Here is a 15,585-nt window from a genome sequence, read left to right as displayed (position 1 = left end):
CTGCGACCACGAAATTCGCAATCGGAATCTGAACCCGATGACTCGACTCCGCCGCTGGCTGCGCTGGATCTTCCTGATTGTCCTGGTCCTGGCGCTGGTCGGCGCGGCCGCCGTGGGCGGTCTGTACTATGCCGTTTCCTCCAAGCTTCCCGACGTGCAGACCCTGCGCGACGTGGAAATGCAGGAGCCGATGTACGTCTATGCTGCCGACGGCAAGCTGATGGCGGTGTTCGGCGAGACCCGGCGTACCCCGATCACCATGAAGGACGTGCCGGAGAAGCTGAAGCAGGCCTTCCTGGCCACCGAGGACGCCCGCTTCTACGAGCACGGCGGCGTGGACTACATGGGCATCGGCCGCGCGGTGTGGCTGCTGGCCACCACCAACGACAAGCGCGTGCCGGGCGGGTCCACCATCACCCAGCAGGTTGCCCGCCAGTTCTTCCTCAGTTCCGAGTACAGCTACACCCGCAAGCTGGCCGAGATCCTGCTGGCGCGCAAGATCGAGTCCGAGCTGAGCAAGGACGAGATCTTCGAGCTGTACCTGAACAAGAGTTTCTTCGGCAACCGCGCCTACGGCGTGGCCGCCGCCGCCGAGTTCTACTACGGCAAGAAGCTCAACGAGCTGGACCTGGACGAGATGGCCTCGCTGGCCGGCATCCCCAAGTTCCCCTCGTCGGGCAATCCGATCTCCAACCCGGAACGTGCCCGCCAGCGCCGTGACAACTACGTGCTGCAGCGCATGGCCGACCTGAAGTTCGTCAGCCAGGCCGAGGCCGACGCGGCCAAAGCCGTGCCGATGCACGCCACCGCGCATGAGCCGCCGGTGCAGGTCGATGCCCCGTACGTGGCCGAGCTGGTGCGCCAGGAAATGATCGCCCGCTTCGGCGGCGACGTGGTCAACAAGGGTTACCACGTCACCACCACGATCGATTCCACCCTGCAGACCGCGGCCAACCTGGCCGTGCGCGACGGCCTGCTGCTGTATGACCACCGCCACGGCTGGCACGGCGTGGAAAAGCAGGTGCAGCTTGGCGCCGGCGATGATGCCGCCGCCCTGGCCGAGCACCTGCGCGGCATGTACGGCCAGGCCGGCCTGTTGCCGGCGATCGTCGCCAGTACTGGCGCCGATGGCAGCGCTACGGTGGTGCTGGCCAACCGCACCGAGATCGTGCTGCCGGCCGGTGCCGCCAAGTGGACCAACAAGACCCCGGGCAAGCTGGTGCAGCGCGGTGACATCGTGCGCGTGCGCGCCGGGGCCAAGGAGGGCGAGTGGCTGCTGGACCAGATCCCGCGCGGCCAGTCCGCGCTGGTCTCGCTGGATGCCCACAGCGGTGCGCTGAAAGCGCTGGTGGGCGGTTTCAGCTTCTCCGGCAACAAGTTCAACCGCGCCACCCAGGCGCGCCGCCAGCCGGGTTCGAGCTTCAAGCCGTTCGTGTATGCGGCCGCCTTCGACAAGGGCTACAACCCGGCCTCGATCGTGCTCGACGCCCCCGTCGTGTTCCGCGACCGCCGCGGCAAGACCTGGGCCCCGCAGAACGACGGCGGCGGCTTCCGCGGCCCGATGCGCCTGCGCGAGGCGCTGGTGCAGTCGCGCAACCTGGTCTCGGTGCGCCTGCTCGACGGCATGGGCGTGGACTACGCGCGCAAGTACATCAGCGAGTTTGGCTTTGCCGAATCGGAGCTGCCGCCGAACCTGTCGATGTCGCTGGGTACCGCCTCGCTGACCCCGCTGTCGGTGGCCCGTGGCTACGCGGTGTTCGCCAATGGCGGGTCGCGCGTGGATACCTGGCTGATCGACCAGGTCAATGACCGCGACGGCAACCTGGTGTTCAAGGAAAACCCGGCGCTGGCCTGCCGCGACTGCGCCGGCAGCAGCGACCAGCCGGTCAACCAGGTGGTGGACGGCTTCAACTTCGGCGCCCCGGCCCCGAAGGTGGACCCGGCCGCTGCGGCCAAGGCCGAAGCCAAGACCGAAACCCCGGCCGCGCCGGCCAACCCCGATGCCCGTACCGCCCCGCGCGCGATCGACGCCCGTACCGCCTACCAGCTGGTGTCGATGATGCGCGACGTGGTCCAGCGCGGCACCGGCGTGCAGGCCAAGGTGCTCGGCCGCGAGGACGTGGGCGGCAAGACCGGCTCCACCAACGACCACCGCGACGCCTGGTTCTCCGGCTTCGGCGGCCCGTACGTGACCACCGTGTGGGTGGGCCGCGACGACTTCCGCTCGCTGGGCTACCGCGAGTACGGCGGCAAGGCGGCCCTGCCGATCTGGATCGACTACATGCGCACCGCGCTGAAGGACACCCCGATCGCGCAGAACGAGCCGCCCAGCGGCATGGTCCAGGCCACCCTTAACGGCGCGACCGAGTGGGTGAAGGTGGAAGACATGGACCGTCTGACCGACTACGACCTGAACCTCAATACGCCGCAGGCCGACGCCGCCGCGTTCGATATCTTCTGAGGAACGGTTTGGTGGGTGCCAACCATGGGTTGGCACCGATGCGGCTCCGGTAGACGCCAACCCTGGTTGGCGCCCCGTGCCGACCAAGGTCGGCACCTACCAGAGCGGTTGCATCCGCCATACCCACGCGGATGTCACATCCGTGCGCTAGTCTGTCGTCAGGTCGCAACAGGAGTCATCGCATGCATCGCGCCCGTCAGCATGCTGCCAGCCAGACCCGCGAGCGGCGCCACCGCCTCGCCCACGAAGCCGCCCGCCTGATGGCCGAAGGCGGCATCCGCGACTACCACCAGGCCAAGTTGAAGGCCGCCAGCCGGCTCGGCATCCACGACGATGCCTCCCTGCCCCGCAACACCGAGATCGAAGACGCCCTGCGCGAATACCAGCGGCTGTTCGCCGGCCCCCAGCACGGCAACGAACTGCAGCGTCGCCGCGAGGCCGCGATGCGGGCGCTGGAGTTCCTGCACGGGTTCGCGCCGCGCCTGGCTGGCCCGGTGCTGGATGGCACCGCCGACGCCAACAGTCCCGTGCAGCTGCACCTGCACAGCGACGACCCGGAAGCCGTGCACCGCTTCCTCGACGAGCACGGCATCCCCGCCGAATCGCGGACGCGCCGGCTGCGGATGGACCGCGAACGGAGCCTGGACGTGCCGGTGTGGGTGTTCAGTGCCGAGGAGCTGACCTTCGACCTGGCGGTGCTGCCCTACGACGCGCTGCGACAGGCGCCGCTGTCGCCGGTGGACGAGAAGCCGATGCGGCGTGCGTCGGTATCGCAGCTGCGGCAGATGCTGGCCGAGGCGGAGATCACCGCGTACATCGGCGAGTAACGGCTGCGCCGGTTCTGGTGGGTGCGGACCGTTGGCCCGCACGGTGCCTCAGCCCTCCGGATGTCTGACCCAAGCGCGGCCGGGCATGGCCCGGCGCTGCACACGCCCTCCCGGTCTACCAGCCCCGGTACGGTTCCTCCGCGTCGCCGGACAGCAGGCGCGCCAGCCACGGCGCACCCGCGCGCTGCGGGTACGCCACCATCATCCGCGCGTGCATGTTCTGCAGGTCCCCCAGCAGCCAGGTCTGGTTGTAGACATCGCCGAACGGATCCGACCATGCCGTCTGCAGCCGCGCACGCTCGCCGCCGTCGAGGTTGGGCATCCTGTCCAACGGGATCTCCAGCACCGGCTCGAGCGCGCGGTTGATGGCCGCGTTCTCCGCCTCCGCCGCACGCATGAGCTCCAGCCGATGGCTGACCAGCCAGCACGGGAAGGGGAAGCAGCTGTCCGTGGCATCGATGTACGCCGCCATGTCGGCCAGCATGTGGGCTTTCAGCTGCCACACCATCGCACTGTCCAGCAACTGCCGCACCCGCAGCGTGCGCAGCGTACCGGCGCGGACGTCTTCCGGCGTGGTGAACGGCTCGCCCGGCGTCGGGCCACCATGGCGGACCAGCACGATGCGATGGATCGCTTCCTGGGTGATGTTCTCCACGCGCAGCGCGGCCGCCTCTGGATGCACGCGCGGTGGCGGCACGCTCGTCAACCGCCAGTGGTACCAGAGCACCAGCGCGATGCCTGACAGGCACAGCAGGGTGAACAGCACCCAGCGATCCAGGTTGCGGGTGTAGTAGTAATACCGCGCCCGCCACAGATAGAACGTGCGATAGCTGATGAATCGGCTTACCCAACGGTACATGGCCATTTCCTCGGCAAGGGCCCCGGCGCGGCGGGGCGGAATACGCGCGTCACGCCGGAGCGTCATCGCTTACCAGCCGATGCCCACGCCGACGCCCATGCTGCGTTCGCCACTGTTGGTGAACGCACCATTGAGACTGAAAGTGGCCGAGCCCTTCTCGTTGAGCACGCGCTGGTAGCCCACCGCCATCGCCGACTCGCCCTCGCTGTAACCCACGCCCGCACCCAGGCGGTTGTACGTGGCCAGGCCGGCGGTGTTCATCGCCATCGCGCTCTGCGCGCTGCTCATCGCCGCCATGCGATTGAAGCGCTTGTCCATCTTGTCCAGGCGACGCTCGAAAGTGCTGATCGCACCGTCGGTGTACTCGTTGGCACGGGCCAGCATCTTCTCCAGGTCGGCGGTGTCGACCTGCGGCTTGGGCGTGTCGTCCTGCTTCGACTTTGGCTGCGGCATCGGCTTGTCACCCTCACCGGTCGAGGCGATCTGCGGCGAGCCACTGGTCTCCGGTGTCGGCGCGATCTCTTCAGTGGAAGGCGACGGCGTGGACGCAGCCGCCATGGCGCGGGCCTGCGGCTGATCGTCGATGCGCTGCTCCAGCCCATCCATGCGGCCATTGAGCTGCTGCTGCATCGAGTGCAGCTGGCCACCGTTGACCGCATCACGGCTGCCGGCCGCGATCAGACCGTTGGCCACGTTGGAGATGACCATGCCGTTGGCACCGGCCAGGGTGAGCTGGTGGGTGCCGTCTGCGCGGACCGAGGGGGTGTCCTGGAAGACGGAACGGAGCTGGGATTCGACGTGGTTTACGCGCGAGGTGGTGCTGACGACTGCACCATCGAGCGCTTCCAATGCGCCGTTGAGGGTGGATTGGGACTGGCCCTGGACATTGAAGCTGGGACCGACGATGTTGCCGTTGGCATCGACTTCGCCGCCGAGGACGGAGAGTGCGCCGCGCAGCTGGCCGACGGTGGCGGCGTTGTGGTTGGCGGTGCCGTTGGCGATGTTTACGAGGCGGCGCTTGATGCCAACACCGCCAAATGACGCAACTCCATCCTCATTTGCCAGCGAACCATTCCCAAGTGCTAGCGAGCCGTGAGCTCCACTTCCGACTCTTGCGCTAGCACCAATCGCTACACCTCCACGTGCACCGCCAGCGTCTCCGCCGACCTGTGAACCTGCCCCCAATGCGAATCCATTCTCGGAATCTATAGAGACGGCTGCCCCTCTACCAATGGCGGTGGAGTTCTTCCCCATCGCCTCCGCAAACGTGCCTACCGCGGTTCCTCCATCCAGTCCCGTCTTTGCTGAATTCCCCACCGCAACGCCTGCAACACCTGCTTCTGCGCGCTCACTGAAAGGGGCTGACCCGATACTCACAAACTGTGCGACACCCTCAAGCTCCGAGACCCGACTGTTGGTCTCATAGAGCTGACTTCCGCGCACAACGTCCGAACTGTCAGCCGACAGCTTGCCCTCGGCCACGCCGGTCAAGCGCACACCGCCGAAATCGATCGGGCCGCTCGCATCCAATCCACGCATTGTCTGCGCGCCCACCTCTCGCTCCTTGCGCATCGTCTCCAGATCCTTCCGATTCTGCGAAATCTTCTGCTCGGCGGCGTACAACTGACTGCCCGTTACGGCATCACGGCTTCCTGGCGCCACTCGACCGTCAGCCAGATTGGTCAGCACCATGCCATTCACGCCATTCAGCGTGATCTGGTTCATGCCGTCGGCGCGGATCGAAGGTGAATCCTGGAAGATCGAACCCAGCTGGCCTTCCACCTTGTCCGCGCGGCGGCCTGCGGTGATGACGGCACCATCGAGTGCCATCAGCGCATCCTCGACGGTGTTCTGCGTCCCGCTCTGCACTGAATAAGTAGGAGCGATGATGTTGCCGTTGGCATCCATGCCTGCTCCGCCGCCGAGGGGGTCGAGGGAGTCCTTGAGCTGGGAGACAGTGATGGCATTGTGGTCAGCGGTACCACGGGCGATGTTTACAAGACGGCGCTGAACGCCAACACCCCCAAACGACGCGACTCCTTCTTCAACTGCTTGAGAGCCATTTCCAAGTGCCAGCGAGCCGTGAGCCCCGCTTCCAACTCTTGCGCCAGCACCAATCGCGACACCTTCATTCGCGCCGCCCGCGCCTCCACCGACCTGTGCACCGACTCCCATTGCGAAGCCATTCTCGGAATCAACAGAGACAGTCGCCGCTCTACCAATTGCGGTGGAGTTCTTTCCCATCGCCTCCGCAAATGTGCCTACCGCAGTCCCTCCCTCCAGTTCAGTCTTTGCTGAATTTCCCACCGCAACGCCTGCTACACCCGCTTCTGCACGCTCACTGAAGGGCGCTGACCCGATACTCACATACTGCGCGACACCCTCAAGATCTGAGACACGTGAATTGGTTGAGTACAGTTGCTTGCCAGACACTGCTTCAGCGCTACTGGTGCTCAAGACCGCATCCGCAACCCCGCTGACCTTGCGATTGGCGCCAGCGCTGTTACGCATATCCAGCACTGTGCCGCTGTTCTTCTCACCCAGGCGGACGTTGCCCGTGGTGGAAACCTGCCCTACAAGACCACCCAGCGTCGTCGCGGCGGTCAACGCCGTGCCAGCATCGTCCATTGCAGTATCGGCTGCCGTCTGCGCCGCCTTCGCCGTGCGGTCCACCTCGCCCACCTGGGCATTGGTTTCAAACAGCTGCTTGCCGGTGACGCCCTCGGTGCTGGTGGCGCTCAACAGCCCATCCTTCAAGCCTCTGATCGTCCGGTTCGCATTCGCGCTATTTCGCACATCCAGCACCGTGCCGCTGTTCTTCTCACCCAGGCGGACATTGCCTGTGGCAGACACCTGCCCCACAAGGCCACCCAGCACCGTCGTTGCGGTCAACGCCTTGCCGGCTTCATCCTTTGCCGTAGAGGCCGCCGTCTGCGCCGCCTTCGCCGTGCGCTCCACCTCGCCCACCTGGGCATTGGTTTCAAACAGCTGCTTGCCAGTGACACCCTCGGTACTGGTGGCGCTCAGCAACCCATCCTTCATCCCGCTGATCGTCCGCTTCACCGAGTCACTGCCGATCGATACCTGATCATTGGCGGTCGTAACCGAAAGCACGCCCAGAGCGACTGAACGCGAATGATTGGCCTTGGTGGATGCACCCAGCGCCATGGAGCTCGCCCCCCCTGCAGCAGATGCCTGGTAGCCGATCGCAACCTGGTACGCAGTCGGGCCGGTGCTCGCCGATGCGCCGATGGCGATGCCGTAGTTGGAGGAACTCGCCTCGATCTTCGCGCCGGAGCCGATGGCAATCGAGCCGATGGCATTGGCCTTGGCGTTGTATCCATGCGCGCTCGCGCCCGAGCCACTGGCAAGCGCATTCAGGCCTGAGGCAAGCGCACCCGTTCCCGATGCCTGGGCACGCTGCGTGGACGTCACGGTCGAGCCGCTGGCAGTCAGGTAGCCTGCTGCATTGGCCGCGGACATCGCGTTCTCAGCCGTGCTCTTGGCCGTGTTCGCCGTGCTCTGCGCCGTGCTTGCGTTTGTCTTGGCTGTATCTGCCGCAGTCTGTGCCCTGCTGATGTCCTGCTTGGCCCAGTACAGCTGACTGCCGGTGACCGCGTCGGAACTGGAGCCAGTCAATCGAGCATCCTTCACATTCATCACGCGCCGCTTGAGCGTGCTGCTTCCCACCGATACGGTGTCGGTCTCGTTGGCGACCGACCGCGTACCCAATGCCACCGATCCCGACACAGAAGCGCGTGACTCATAACCAATCGCCATCGCGTCATAGGACGCATTTGACTTGTTGCCTACAGCGATGGCTCCCGAATAGCCGCTGGTGCCGGCACGGGCATCGCCACCCAACGCGATTCCGCCGATACCACCTCCGGTAGACGCCCGCGAGCCGCTGCCAATGGCAATCGCATTGCCTCCGTCGGCTCGTGAATCATTGCCGTAGGCCGTGGCACCCCAGCCACCGCCCGCATACGCGCCGTCACCCACCGCGGTGGCGTACCAATGCTCGATCTTTACGTTTGTGCCGATCGCAACGTTGTGCTCACCCGTTGAACGGATGCCGTTGCCGTAACCAACTGATCGTCTGCCCGAGATGGCGGAGCGCGAACCCACTACGACCGTGTCATCACCAGTCGCTGTGGAATCCCGATAGGCCACATCGTTCACAATCGCCAGTTGGTAATGCGTGGACTGCGGAGCAATCGACGTCAAAGAGAGCCCAGCATTCAGTCCGCCAGTCATAAAGGGATTCATGGACATGCCTGAACGCCTGGAATCTTCCTGCTCATTCCAGATCGTTTCAGTCTCCTCGCCTGGATCTTCTTTCTCGGCACCTTCGACCGCCATGGCATTTGCGGACAGCGCCAGCACTGCGGCACTCGCCGCCACGCTGACCGAGCGTCGCGCGGCTGGCCCGCGCTTGGTCAACTCACTTCCAACCACCCAGCAACGCTTGGCGGCACTCCAGATACGACGATAGATGTGGTTCATCCTCTCTCTCCTTAACAGGACATCGATAGTGAGGCCCTGCACATGACGCAGGGCCAGAACGTTCAGGCGCTCGGCGCCAGGGTGGTTGTGTGTTCGCGGTAACCGTCCTTGGACAGGCGGTAGTGCAGCTGCACGGTGCTGTCCGGTTGCGGCTGGAACGGCAGCTTCAGCTCCGCGTCGGGGTACAGGCTCTTGGCAAAGTCGTGGGACGTACATGCACCGTTGGCGTTGCACTCAGCCAAACCTGTAATGCCGACCCGCAAGGTCCCCACGTTGCGCAGGGTGTCACCCTGCAGTTGTAGATCCACACTGCCGTTGGTGGGCAACACGTTCACCAACGCGCCCCAGACCAGGCTGACGCCGACGTTGGCCTGCGCCGCCTGCTCGTCGCCTTCGAGAAGGGTTCCGTCCGGGCCCCTGACGCTCTCGAAGTAGACGCGGTAGGCCACTTCTTTCTCGACCGACTGCAGCGGGATGACCCGGATCAGGCGATTGCCACCACCACTGAGTGCGAACTTTCCAGGCGTGATGGCAACCGCGGCATCAGCCGCCTCGACTTCGATCTCTTCCTCACCAGCCTGCGCCGGATTTGTGATGCGCAGCAGGCGCGCCTGCACGTACTGCGGCTGAGTGGAGTGCGAGTAGACGCGGATCTGCGTACCGCGTTTTGTATCGACGGCCGCGCGCATCGGATGGATGGAGAGGTTGGCATGTGCCGTCGGCGGGGCCAGCAGCGCGCTCAACGGCAACAGACAGAACAGCAGCTTCTTCATGATGAGGCTCCGTGGGGATCAGGGTTTGGCAGTCGGAACGCGCAGCTCTACAGTCAGCTCGCCGTCGTAGAGACCAGGCCGCTTGCTGGCGATGGGCGTAGGCGGCGTTTCCAGCACCAGCGGCGTGGGCACGCAGTACACGGGCTGGCTGATCCCCGGCAGCATCACCAGCCGCAACTGCGCGCTGTCGATGCCGCGCAGCAGCTGTTCCTCGCCGTTCTTCATCGCCAGACGGTTGCCGCCGTATTTCAGGCTGACCTGGTAGTCCAGGCGCTGGGTGTCATCGCTGCCGCCGTCCCCGTGCCAGACCGCGTAGTCACGCCCTGGTGGTGGTCGTGGACCGCTGTCGCGCACGGTGACGCCGAGAAACTCGCTCTGCGAGCCCACGCCGTCGTACAGGCACATGTCCACTTCCTTGTACCCGCCGACCATCTTGCGGATGGGGTCGTAGCGCAGGTCCATGTTGACCAGTGGGGCAATGCCGTCGAAGCCCGGGAAGTAGATCGAGATCGCGTCGTAGTCGGTGACGGTGAAATCGAAGTTGAATGTGGCGGTGGCGACGGGTGCCGCGGTTGGATCGGCTTTGATGCTCAGGCGCATCGTGGCCTGCCAGCGGCCAGCTACGAGCTTGGCAAGCTCAGATGCTGGAATAGTCAGCGCAGCACCCGTGCCGATCGGTTCGTCCGATACACATTCGTACCAGAACGCTTCATTCAGAATGCGCTTCTGACTGTCCCAATAATCGATATTGCAGCGAGGACCCGACATAACTCGCAGCAAGCTTCCTACCGCACGAACTTCCGTACGCAGGCCAGTCCTCAGATCAACGAGGCGCAACGCTATCTCAGTTGTTCCCACTGACATTCGCGGCTCACTTTCCGTCGGGCACCGCCCAAACTCACTATCAGAAGCAGACCCACAAACCACATGGATCTGCCCATACTTGAACGCGAGGTCGTGACTGAACCCCAGCACCGTCCGCGGCGCCCACAGCTCCACATCACCCGGCACCGCGGAGCGATCCCAGCTCATCACGATGTCCCGGCTCTGGTCCGTCGGATGCGTCTCCGGCGGCCACTGCGCCCACGCCCGTGGCATCACCAGCACCAGCGCACATACCAGCATCAACACAAACAACCAACGCCGGCTCATCGCGTACCTCCTGCAGCAGCGGTCTGGGGTGTGGCGGCAATCAACGCGCGTTCCTGCAGCAGGCGGGTCACGCGGGCCTGCTGGCGGATCTCGGGCGGCAGCTGGGCCACGGCCAGCGGCTCGCAATGCACGGCGCCGACCAGCAGCACCACCTGGCGGCGCTCGCGCACCTGCAACGGGCAATGCAGCAGGCGGTCGTCCTGCAGCAGGTACAGCGTTGTTTCGCGACGCGGGAAGTCGGCAACGAAGCTGCCGTTGGCGCTGGTGCCTGGCACCGGCGCGTTGAGGATGCGGGCGCCGCCCAGCGGCGACCCCGCCAGGTCCTTGGCATTGCCGATGAAGGTGTAGGTCACTTCGATCGGCACCGGCAAGCGCATCAGCTTGCCGGGCGTGAGGAACATCGGCCGTGCACCGCCCACACCGGTCACGCGGATCGCGGCAATGCTGTCCAGCGTGCTGGCGTCCTGTACTTCGGCGCGATGCGACTGGTACGACGACAGCGGCAGCAGCCGGCGCTCGCCGATCTGCAGACGCTGTCGGCGCAACCCGCCCACCTGCAGTTCTGCGGCCACGCCATGCAGGTCGGCATCGTCGAAACCGTCCACCTGCACGGCCAGGCCGGCCTCGGCGCCGTTGGCACCGCTCCAGTAGAAACCGCGGCGGCCCAGTGCGAAGCCCGAGCTGTGGCTGCCGCTGTAGCCGGTCTCGCCACGCCCGCGCTGCTGATAGTGCGCGATGCTGGCGGTGGTGTTGCCGATGCCGTTCTGCAGCTGGCCACTCAGCGAGGCGCTGTAGCGGTCATTGTTGTTGGCATGCAGTTCGGTATTCAGCTCGCGATAGTGCGTATCCCGCTCCTGGCGCAGGCTCTGGCCTACGCTGTAATCGATGGCCGGGCGCTGATGCTGGGGCTGGCGTACATCCACGGCGTAGCGGCGCTGGCCACTGCTGTCATGGTTGCGCTGCAGGCGAGTCAGGCTCAAGTTGAAGTAGATGCCACGGTCACGCTCGTTGCTGCCGCGCACGCTGTCGGTGCTGCGCTGTTGCCAGAGGCCCACGCGCGTGGACACGCTGAAGTCCTGCCAGCGATGGCTGCGGCTGAAGCTGGCCTGCCAGGTGCGGCTCAGCACCGGCTCGCGGCGCGGCTCCAGCGGGCCCGGCGGCAGCAATGGCTCCAGGCCGAAGAACGGGTCCTGCTCGAATCCGGGCTGATGCCAGCCGGTGCGCCAGGTCTGGCGCCGCGTATAGCCCACGTAGACATTGCCACCGGCCACCGGCAGCGATATCGAGCCGCTGAGTGAGTTGGTGCAGCCCAGCTGGTCGCGTGCATCGGCCTCGAACTGGCAGGCCTTGCCGCGCATGCGCTGCTGGTAGAGATTCCACGACGCCTTGCGCCGGTACGACAGCTGGTGCTGCTGGCCGTTGCTGCCGTCGCTGCCCCGCATGCCGCTGAGCGTGGCGCGCATCTCATGGGTGGCCAGCACGTGGCGGAGGTCCAGGCGCAGCTCACCGTAGCTGTGTCCGCCAAGGTTGGCGACACCGGCGGTAAGCGCGGCGTCGCGGCCCAGCGGCACGCGCAGGCCGGCCATCGCCACGCGTTCGCCATCGAAGCGGCCGCTGCGGCGCTCGTTGCGGCGGCCGCCCTGCACGAACCACTGCCACTGGCTGTTGGTCCAGTCGCCGCCCTTGTCGAACGGCGCCTCCTCGGTGCGCACCAGCACACCGTCCTCGTAGATGCGCATGCGCACCAGGTAGTTGCCGAACGGGAAATTGCGGGTGTCGATCTGGTTGATGCCCGCCTGCAGGTAGAACGTCTGCAGCAGCCGCTCGCCATCGAACACATCGACGCGTGCGTCGCGCGCCAGCAGCACCGTCAGCGGCGTGGCCTGCACGGCGGCATCGGTGTCCACATAGGCCTGGGTGGTGCCCACGCGCGCGCCCTGGAAACGGTCCAGCGGCAGCATGCTGAAGCTGAAGGTGCCGCCCTGCGGGCTGGACAGGTTGCGGCGGTCCATGCGCCCGGCCTGCAGGTAGTGCGCCTGGCCCAGGTCATGGCGGTAATAGACGTTGTCGAACTGGAAGTCGTCGTCGCTTCGGCTGCGGTAGCGTTGCTGGGTGTAGTACCAGTCGGCGGACAGGTGAGCGCGATCAAACAGTCCCAGCGTGCCTACGCCGCGCGCGGACAGCGCCTGATGGTCGCGGCCGCCGCTGACGTTGAGCGTCTGCTGGTGCAGGAAGGCGTTTTCGGCGTTGGCCGTGACCGTGTGGTAACGCTCGGCGGCCGGCTCGCCGGGAATCCACTGCCGCGCCACGAACAGGCGCACCGCGCCCTCGCCTTCGTCATACAGCGCGCGCGCCGCAGCAGGGTCTTCGGGTGGATCGAGGTAGCCACAACCCGCCGTCGCCCCGCCAAAGCGGCACGCCAGATGGCTGTTGCGCGGCAGCGGCTGCGACAACGCCGGCAGCAGCGCCGCCTGTGCTTCGGCCGGCAGCTCCAGAGCCTGCAGCACGCGCGCCGGTTCTTCCAGCTGCACGTGCTCCAGCGTCACGCGCACCGGCGACAGCCCGGCCGAGCGGCCGAACAGCTGGATGTCGAGTTGTTCGGTCTGGCCTTCGACCAGATCCTCAAAGCCGGCGGGGACGCCGCGGGCTGCGGCCTGGGGAGCAGCCAGTGCCAGGGCGAGCGCGACCGCCAGCCGGGTAACGGCGGGGGCGTGTGGGGTCATTGGGGGTACCGCTGCAGTAGCGGCCGGCCCGGCGTGCGGGCCGGCGCGGGGATTACGGCGTGGTGGCCTTCTGGTTCAGCACAACGCTGACGATGCCGACGTAGCGGCCCTTGGTGGCAATCGGCGCCGGCGTGGTCTGCGCAATGGTCAACGGCATCGAAATCGAGGCGCCCGGGGTGGAGCCGGCGCCGGTGAACAGATCAGCCGCCTTGTACTCGATGGCAGTGGTACCCAGTGCGCGGTTGTTGAGGCTGATGGTCATCGGCACGGTGACGGCGCCGGTCTCATTGGCCAGCACGAATGGACCGTCGATACGGGCCTCGATATCGGCGGTTTCATCGTTGGAGTGGATGCGGACGCGCTGGGTGTCCGGAATCAGGCCGCGCAGCGGATCGTGGGTCAGCGTGACCAGGTCCGGCAGCGGGGTGCCGTCATCGCGCAGCAGCGCCAGGGTCGGGTCGACGTCGGCGTAGACGGAGATCTTGGTTTCAACAGCGTGCGCGGACAGCGAAGCAGTAGCCAGCGCTGCAGCGAGCGCGGCCTTCTTGATAATGGCGTGCATGGTTGTCTCTCTCGGACAAGGGGGAATATGAAAGCTCCCCTCCCCAAGGAGAAAAGGGAGGGAAGCGCCGCCCGCGGGGATGGGTGCGGGCGACGGAGAGAATGTTAGGAATCCATTGCCATGCAGGCCATTCAAGCATTCCTAAAACGTTGAACGTTAAGGAGAATTCTTGAAAGTGCTCAACGTTTGAGAGTTATGCAACTTTCCTCAGTGATTGAATGCAAGAAACCTCATTGCATGGCATTTGTAGAGTCGAGCATGGCTCGACTCTACCGTGGGCATCCACGCAGGGCGTGGATCTGCTGGATGGCATCAGGCCGCCTTTCGGCGGCCTGATGACACGGTGCGGTGGCGTGCGATCAGAAGAAGATCGCGTACAGGATCAGCAGCGGAATCGGCACGCCCAGCAACCAGAGCAGAATCATCTTCATGGCAGGTCTCCTTGCATGGAAAGGTGGAATTACAGGTCGCGGCGGCGGCCGCCCCAGGTGGCGCTGAGGCTGGCGAAGAACGCGCCGATCAGCAGGGTGATGAACAGCCACAACGCGGCGTAGGCGGTCGCCTTCCGCGCATCGTCGGCAGCCTGCTTGGCGGTGTTCTTGGCCTTCTCCAGCGCTGCACGCATGCGCGTCTGCACATCGGTCACGCGGGCCTGCGCTTCAGCCGGGCTCATCCCGGTCTCGCGCGCGATCAGCTGTGACAGGTACTGGGTATCGGCCGGATCCAGGCCCTCCCCGTGCAGGCTGTTGACGATGATGCGGTTCACTTCGGCGCGCACTTCGCGGCGGTCGCCGATCGGACCGTTGCCCGGCAGCGGTCGCGGCGGTGGGGCCACGCGCGCGTCGCGTGGACCGGCGCCCGGTGCCGGCGGCGCGGCATTCGGGTCCATCGGTGCGCCCGGCGGCGGCGCTGCAGGATCGGCCGGCCCTGCGTGGGTCGTGCTGCGGAACAGCGAATCCACCCAATAGTCGAGGTCACCTTCCGGTGCAGCCGTCGCAGCGCCGCTGGCACCGGCTGCAGCCACGCCGACCGTGGACGCAGCGGCGCCGGCGGTGGCGCCGGCCACCTTTGCCCCCGCACCCAACACGCCACCGATGGCCGACGTCAGCAGGCCCGCGGTCAGCAGCGTGGCCACCGCCCACGACACGAAGCCGTGCGCGGTGTCGCGGAAGTAGGTTTCGTCGCCGTGGATCTGCGTCCACTTGGTCCGCAGGCGACCCGCCAGATAACCCCCGAGGCCGGAGGCGGCCAGTGCAGTGAAGGTGAGCCAGGCGATGCTGGACCAGCCGAAGGTTTCCTTGCTGACGCCTTCGAACGACCAGGGCGACACCGACGACAGCCCCAGGCCCACGCCGAGGATCAACAGGATGAGGGAGAGTGCAGCGGCGGCGGCGGCGCCAGCGAAGATTGCCCCCCACGACACCGCACTTTCGCTGGCGGGCGGAACAATGGGGGCGGCGACGACGGTGGTCACCTCGGGGCCGAGCGGGCCGCGCTCGGGTGGATCGAATCGGGTACTCATGCAGTGGATGCTCCGGATCAGGGGCTGCGGATGCAGCGGGCGCCCTGAGGCTGCGCGAGCGCTTGTGAAGCTGGCGAGACCCTTGAATCACGCGCTCTTGTCGCAGTGGAGAGCGTGCCAACCCAGGTTGGCACCCACCCGCGCGGCGGCAAAAAAAAACGCCCCGCAGATGCGGGGCGCTTCCGGCACAACCTACGCGG

The 15,585-nt window shown here is 66.0% G+C and carries 9 protein-coding genes; 2 read left to right on the top strand and 7 right to left on the bottom strand.

Translation table 11 applies throughout. From position 1 onward, the window contains the following. The first annotated feature begins 37 nt into the window (after positions 1-37). Positions 38-2,461: a penicillin-binding protein 1A gene (locus tag AC5P9I_RS03585; protein ID WP_049465701.1), complete on the top strand. Its 2,424-nt coding sequence runs from the start codon at positions 38-40 to the stop codon at positions 2,459-2,461. 182 nt (positions 2,462-2,643) lie between these two features. Continuing rightward, a complete protein-coding gene (locus AC5P9I_RS03580) occupies positions 2,644-3,288 on the top strand; it encodes a hypothetical protein (RefSeq protein ID WP_130767786.1) in 645 nt (214 codons plus the stop codon). A gap of 115 nt (positions 3,289-3,403) precedes the next feature. Here the strand turns inward: AC5P9I_RS03580 and AC5P9I_RS03575 are convergent, their stop codons facing one another. From AC5P9I_RS03575 to AC5P9I_RS03545, 7 genes are all read right to left on the bottom strand, one after another. Further along, positions 3,404-4,147: a hypothetical protein gene (locus tag AC5P9I_RS03575; RefSeq protein ID WP_057493350.1), complete on the bottom strand. Its 744-nt coding sequence runs from the start codon at positions 4,145-4,147 to the stop codon at positions 3,404-3,406. A 69-nt stretch (positions 4,148-4,216) separates the two neighbouring features. Continuing rightward, positions 4,217-8,653 (bottom strand): ESPR-type extended signal peptide-containing protein, encoded by a 4,437-nt coding sequence (locus tag AC5P9I_RS03570; protein ID WP_187756806.1) that lies wholly within the window; start codon positions 8,651-8,653, stop codon positions 4,217-4,219. Positions 8,654-8,715: 62 nt separating this feature from the next. Continuing rightward, a complete protein-coding gene (locus tag AC5P9I_RS03565) occupies positions 8,716-9,426 on the bottom strand; it encodes a pilus assembly protein (RefSeq protein WP_130767784.1) in 711 nt (236 codons plus the stop codon). An 18-nt stretch (positions 9,427-9,444) separates the two neighbouring features. After that, positions 9,445-10,578 (bottom strand): CblD like pilus biogenesis initiator family protein, encoded by a 1,134-nt coding sequence (locus AC5P9I_RS03560; RefSeq protein WP_130767783.1) that lies wholly within the window; start codon positions 10,576-10,578, stop codon positions 9,445-9,447. Next, complete coding sequence (locus AC5P9I_RS03555) at positions 10,575-13,301, bottom strand: TcfC E-set like domain-containing protein (RefSeq protein WP_130767782.1); 2,727 nt, start codon at positions 13,299-13,301, stop codon at positions 10,575-10,577. The genes AC5P9I_RS03560 and AC5P9I_RS03555 overlap by 4 nt, the downstream gene beginning before the upstream one ends. A 52-nt stretch (positions 13,302-13,353) precedes the next feature. Beyond that, positions 13,354-13,863, bottom strand: a complete 510-nt coding sequence (locus tag AC5P9I_RS03550) for a CS1 type fimbrial major subunit (RefSeq protein WP_130767781.1) — start codon at positions 13,861-13,863, stop codon at positions 13,354-13,356. 460 nt (positions 13,864-14,323) lie between these two features. Beyond that, positions 14,324-15,385, bottom strand: coding sequence for a hypothetical protein (locus AC5P9I_RS03545; protein WP_130767780.1), 1,062 nt, complete (start codon positions 15,383-15,385; stop codon positions 14,324-14,326). Between the last annotated feature and the right edge of the window lie 200 nt (positions 15,386-15,585).

The organism is Stenotrophomonas sp. YJH_SMC_29 (genome assembly GCF_059371235.1).
Note: the sequence above shows the minus strand (reverse complement) of the source record. Positions and strands in the feature narration are given on the sequence as shown.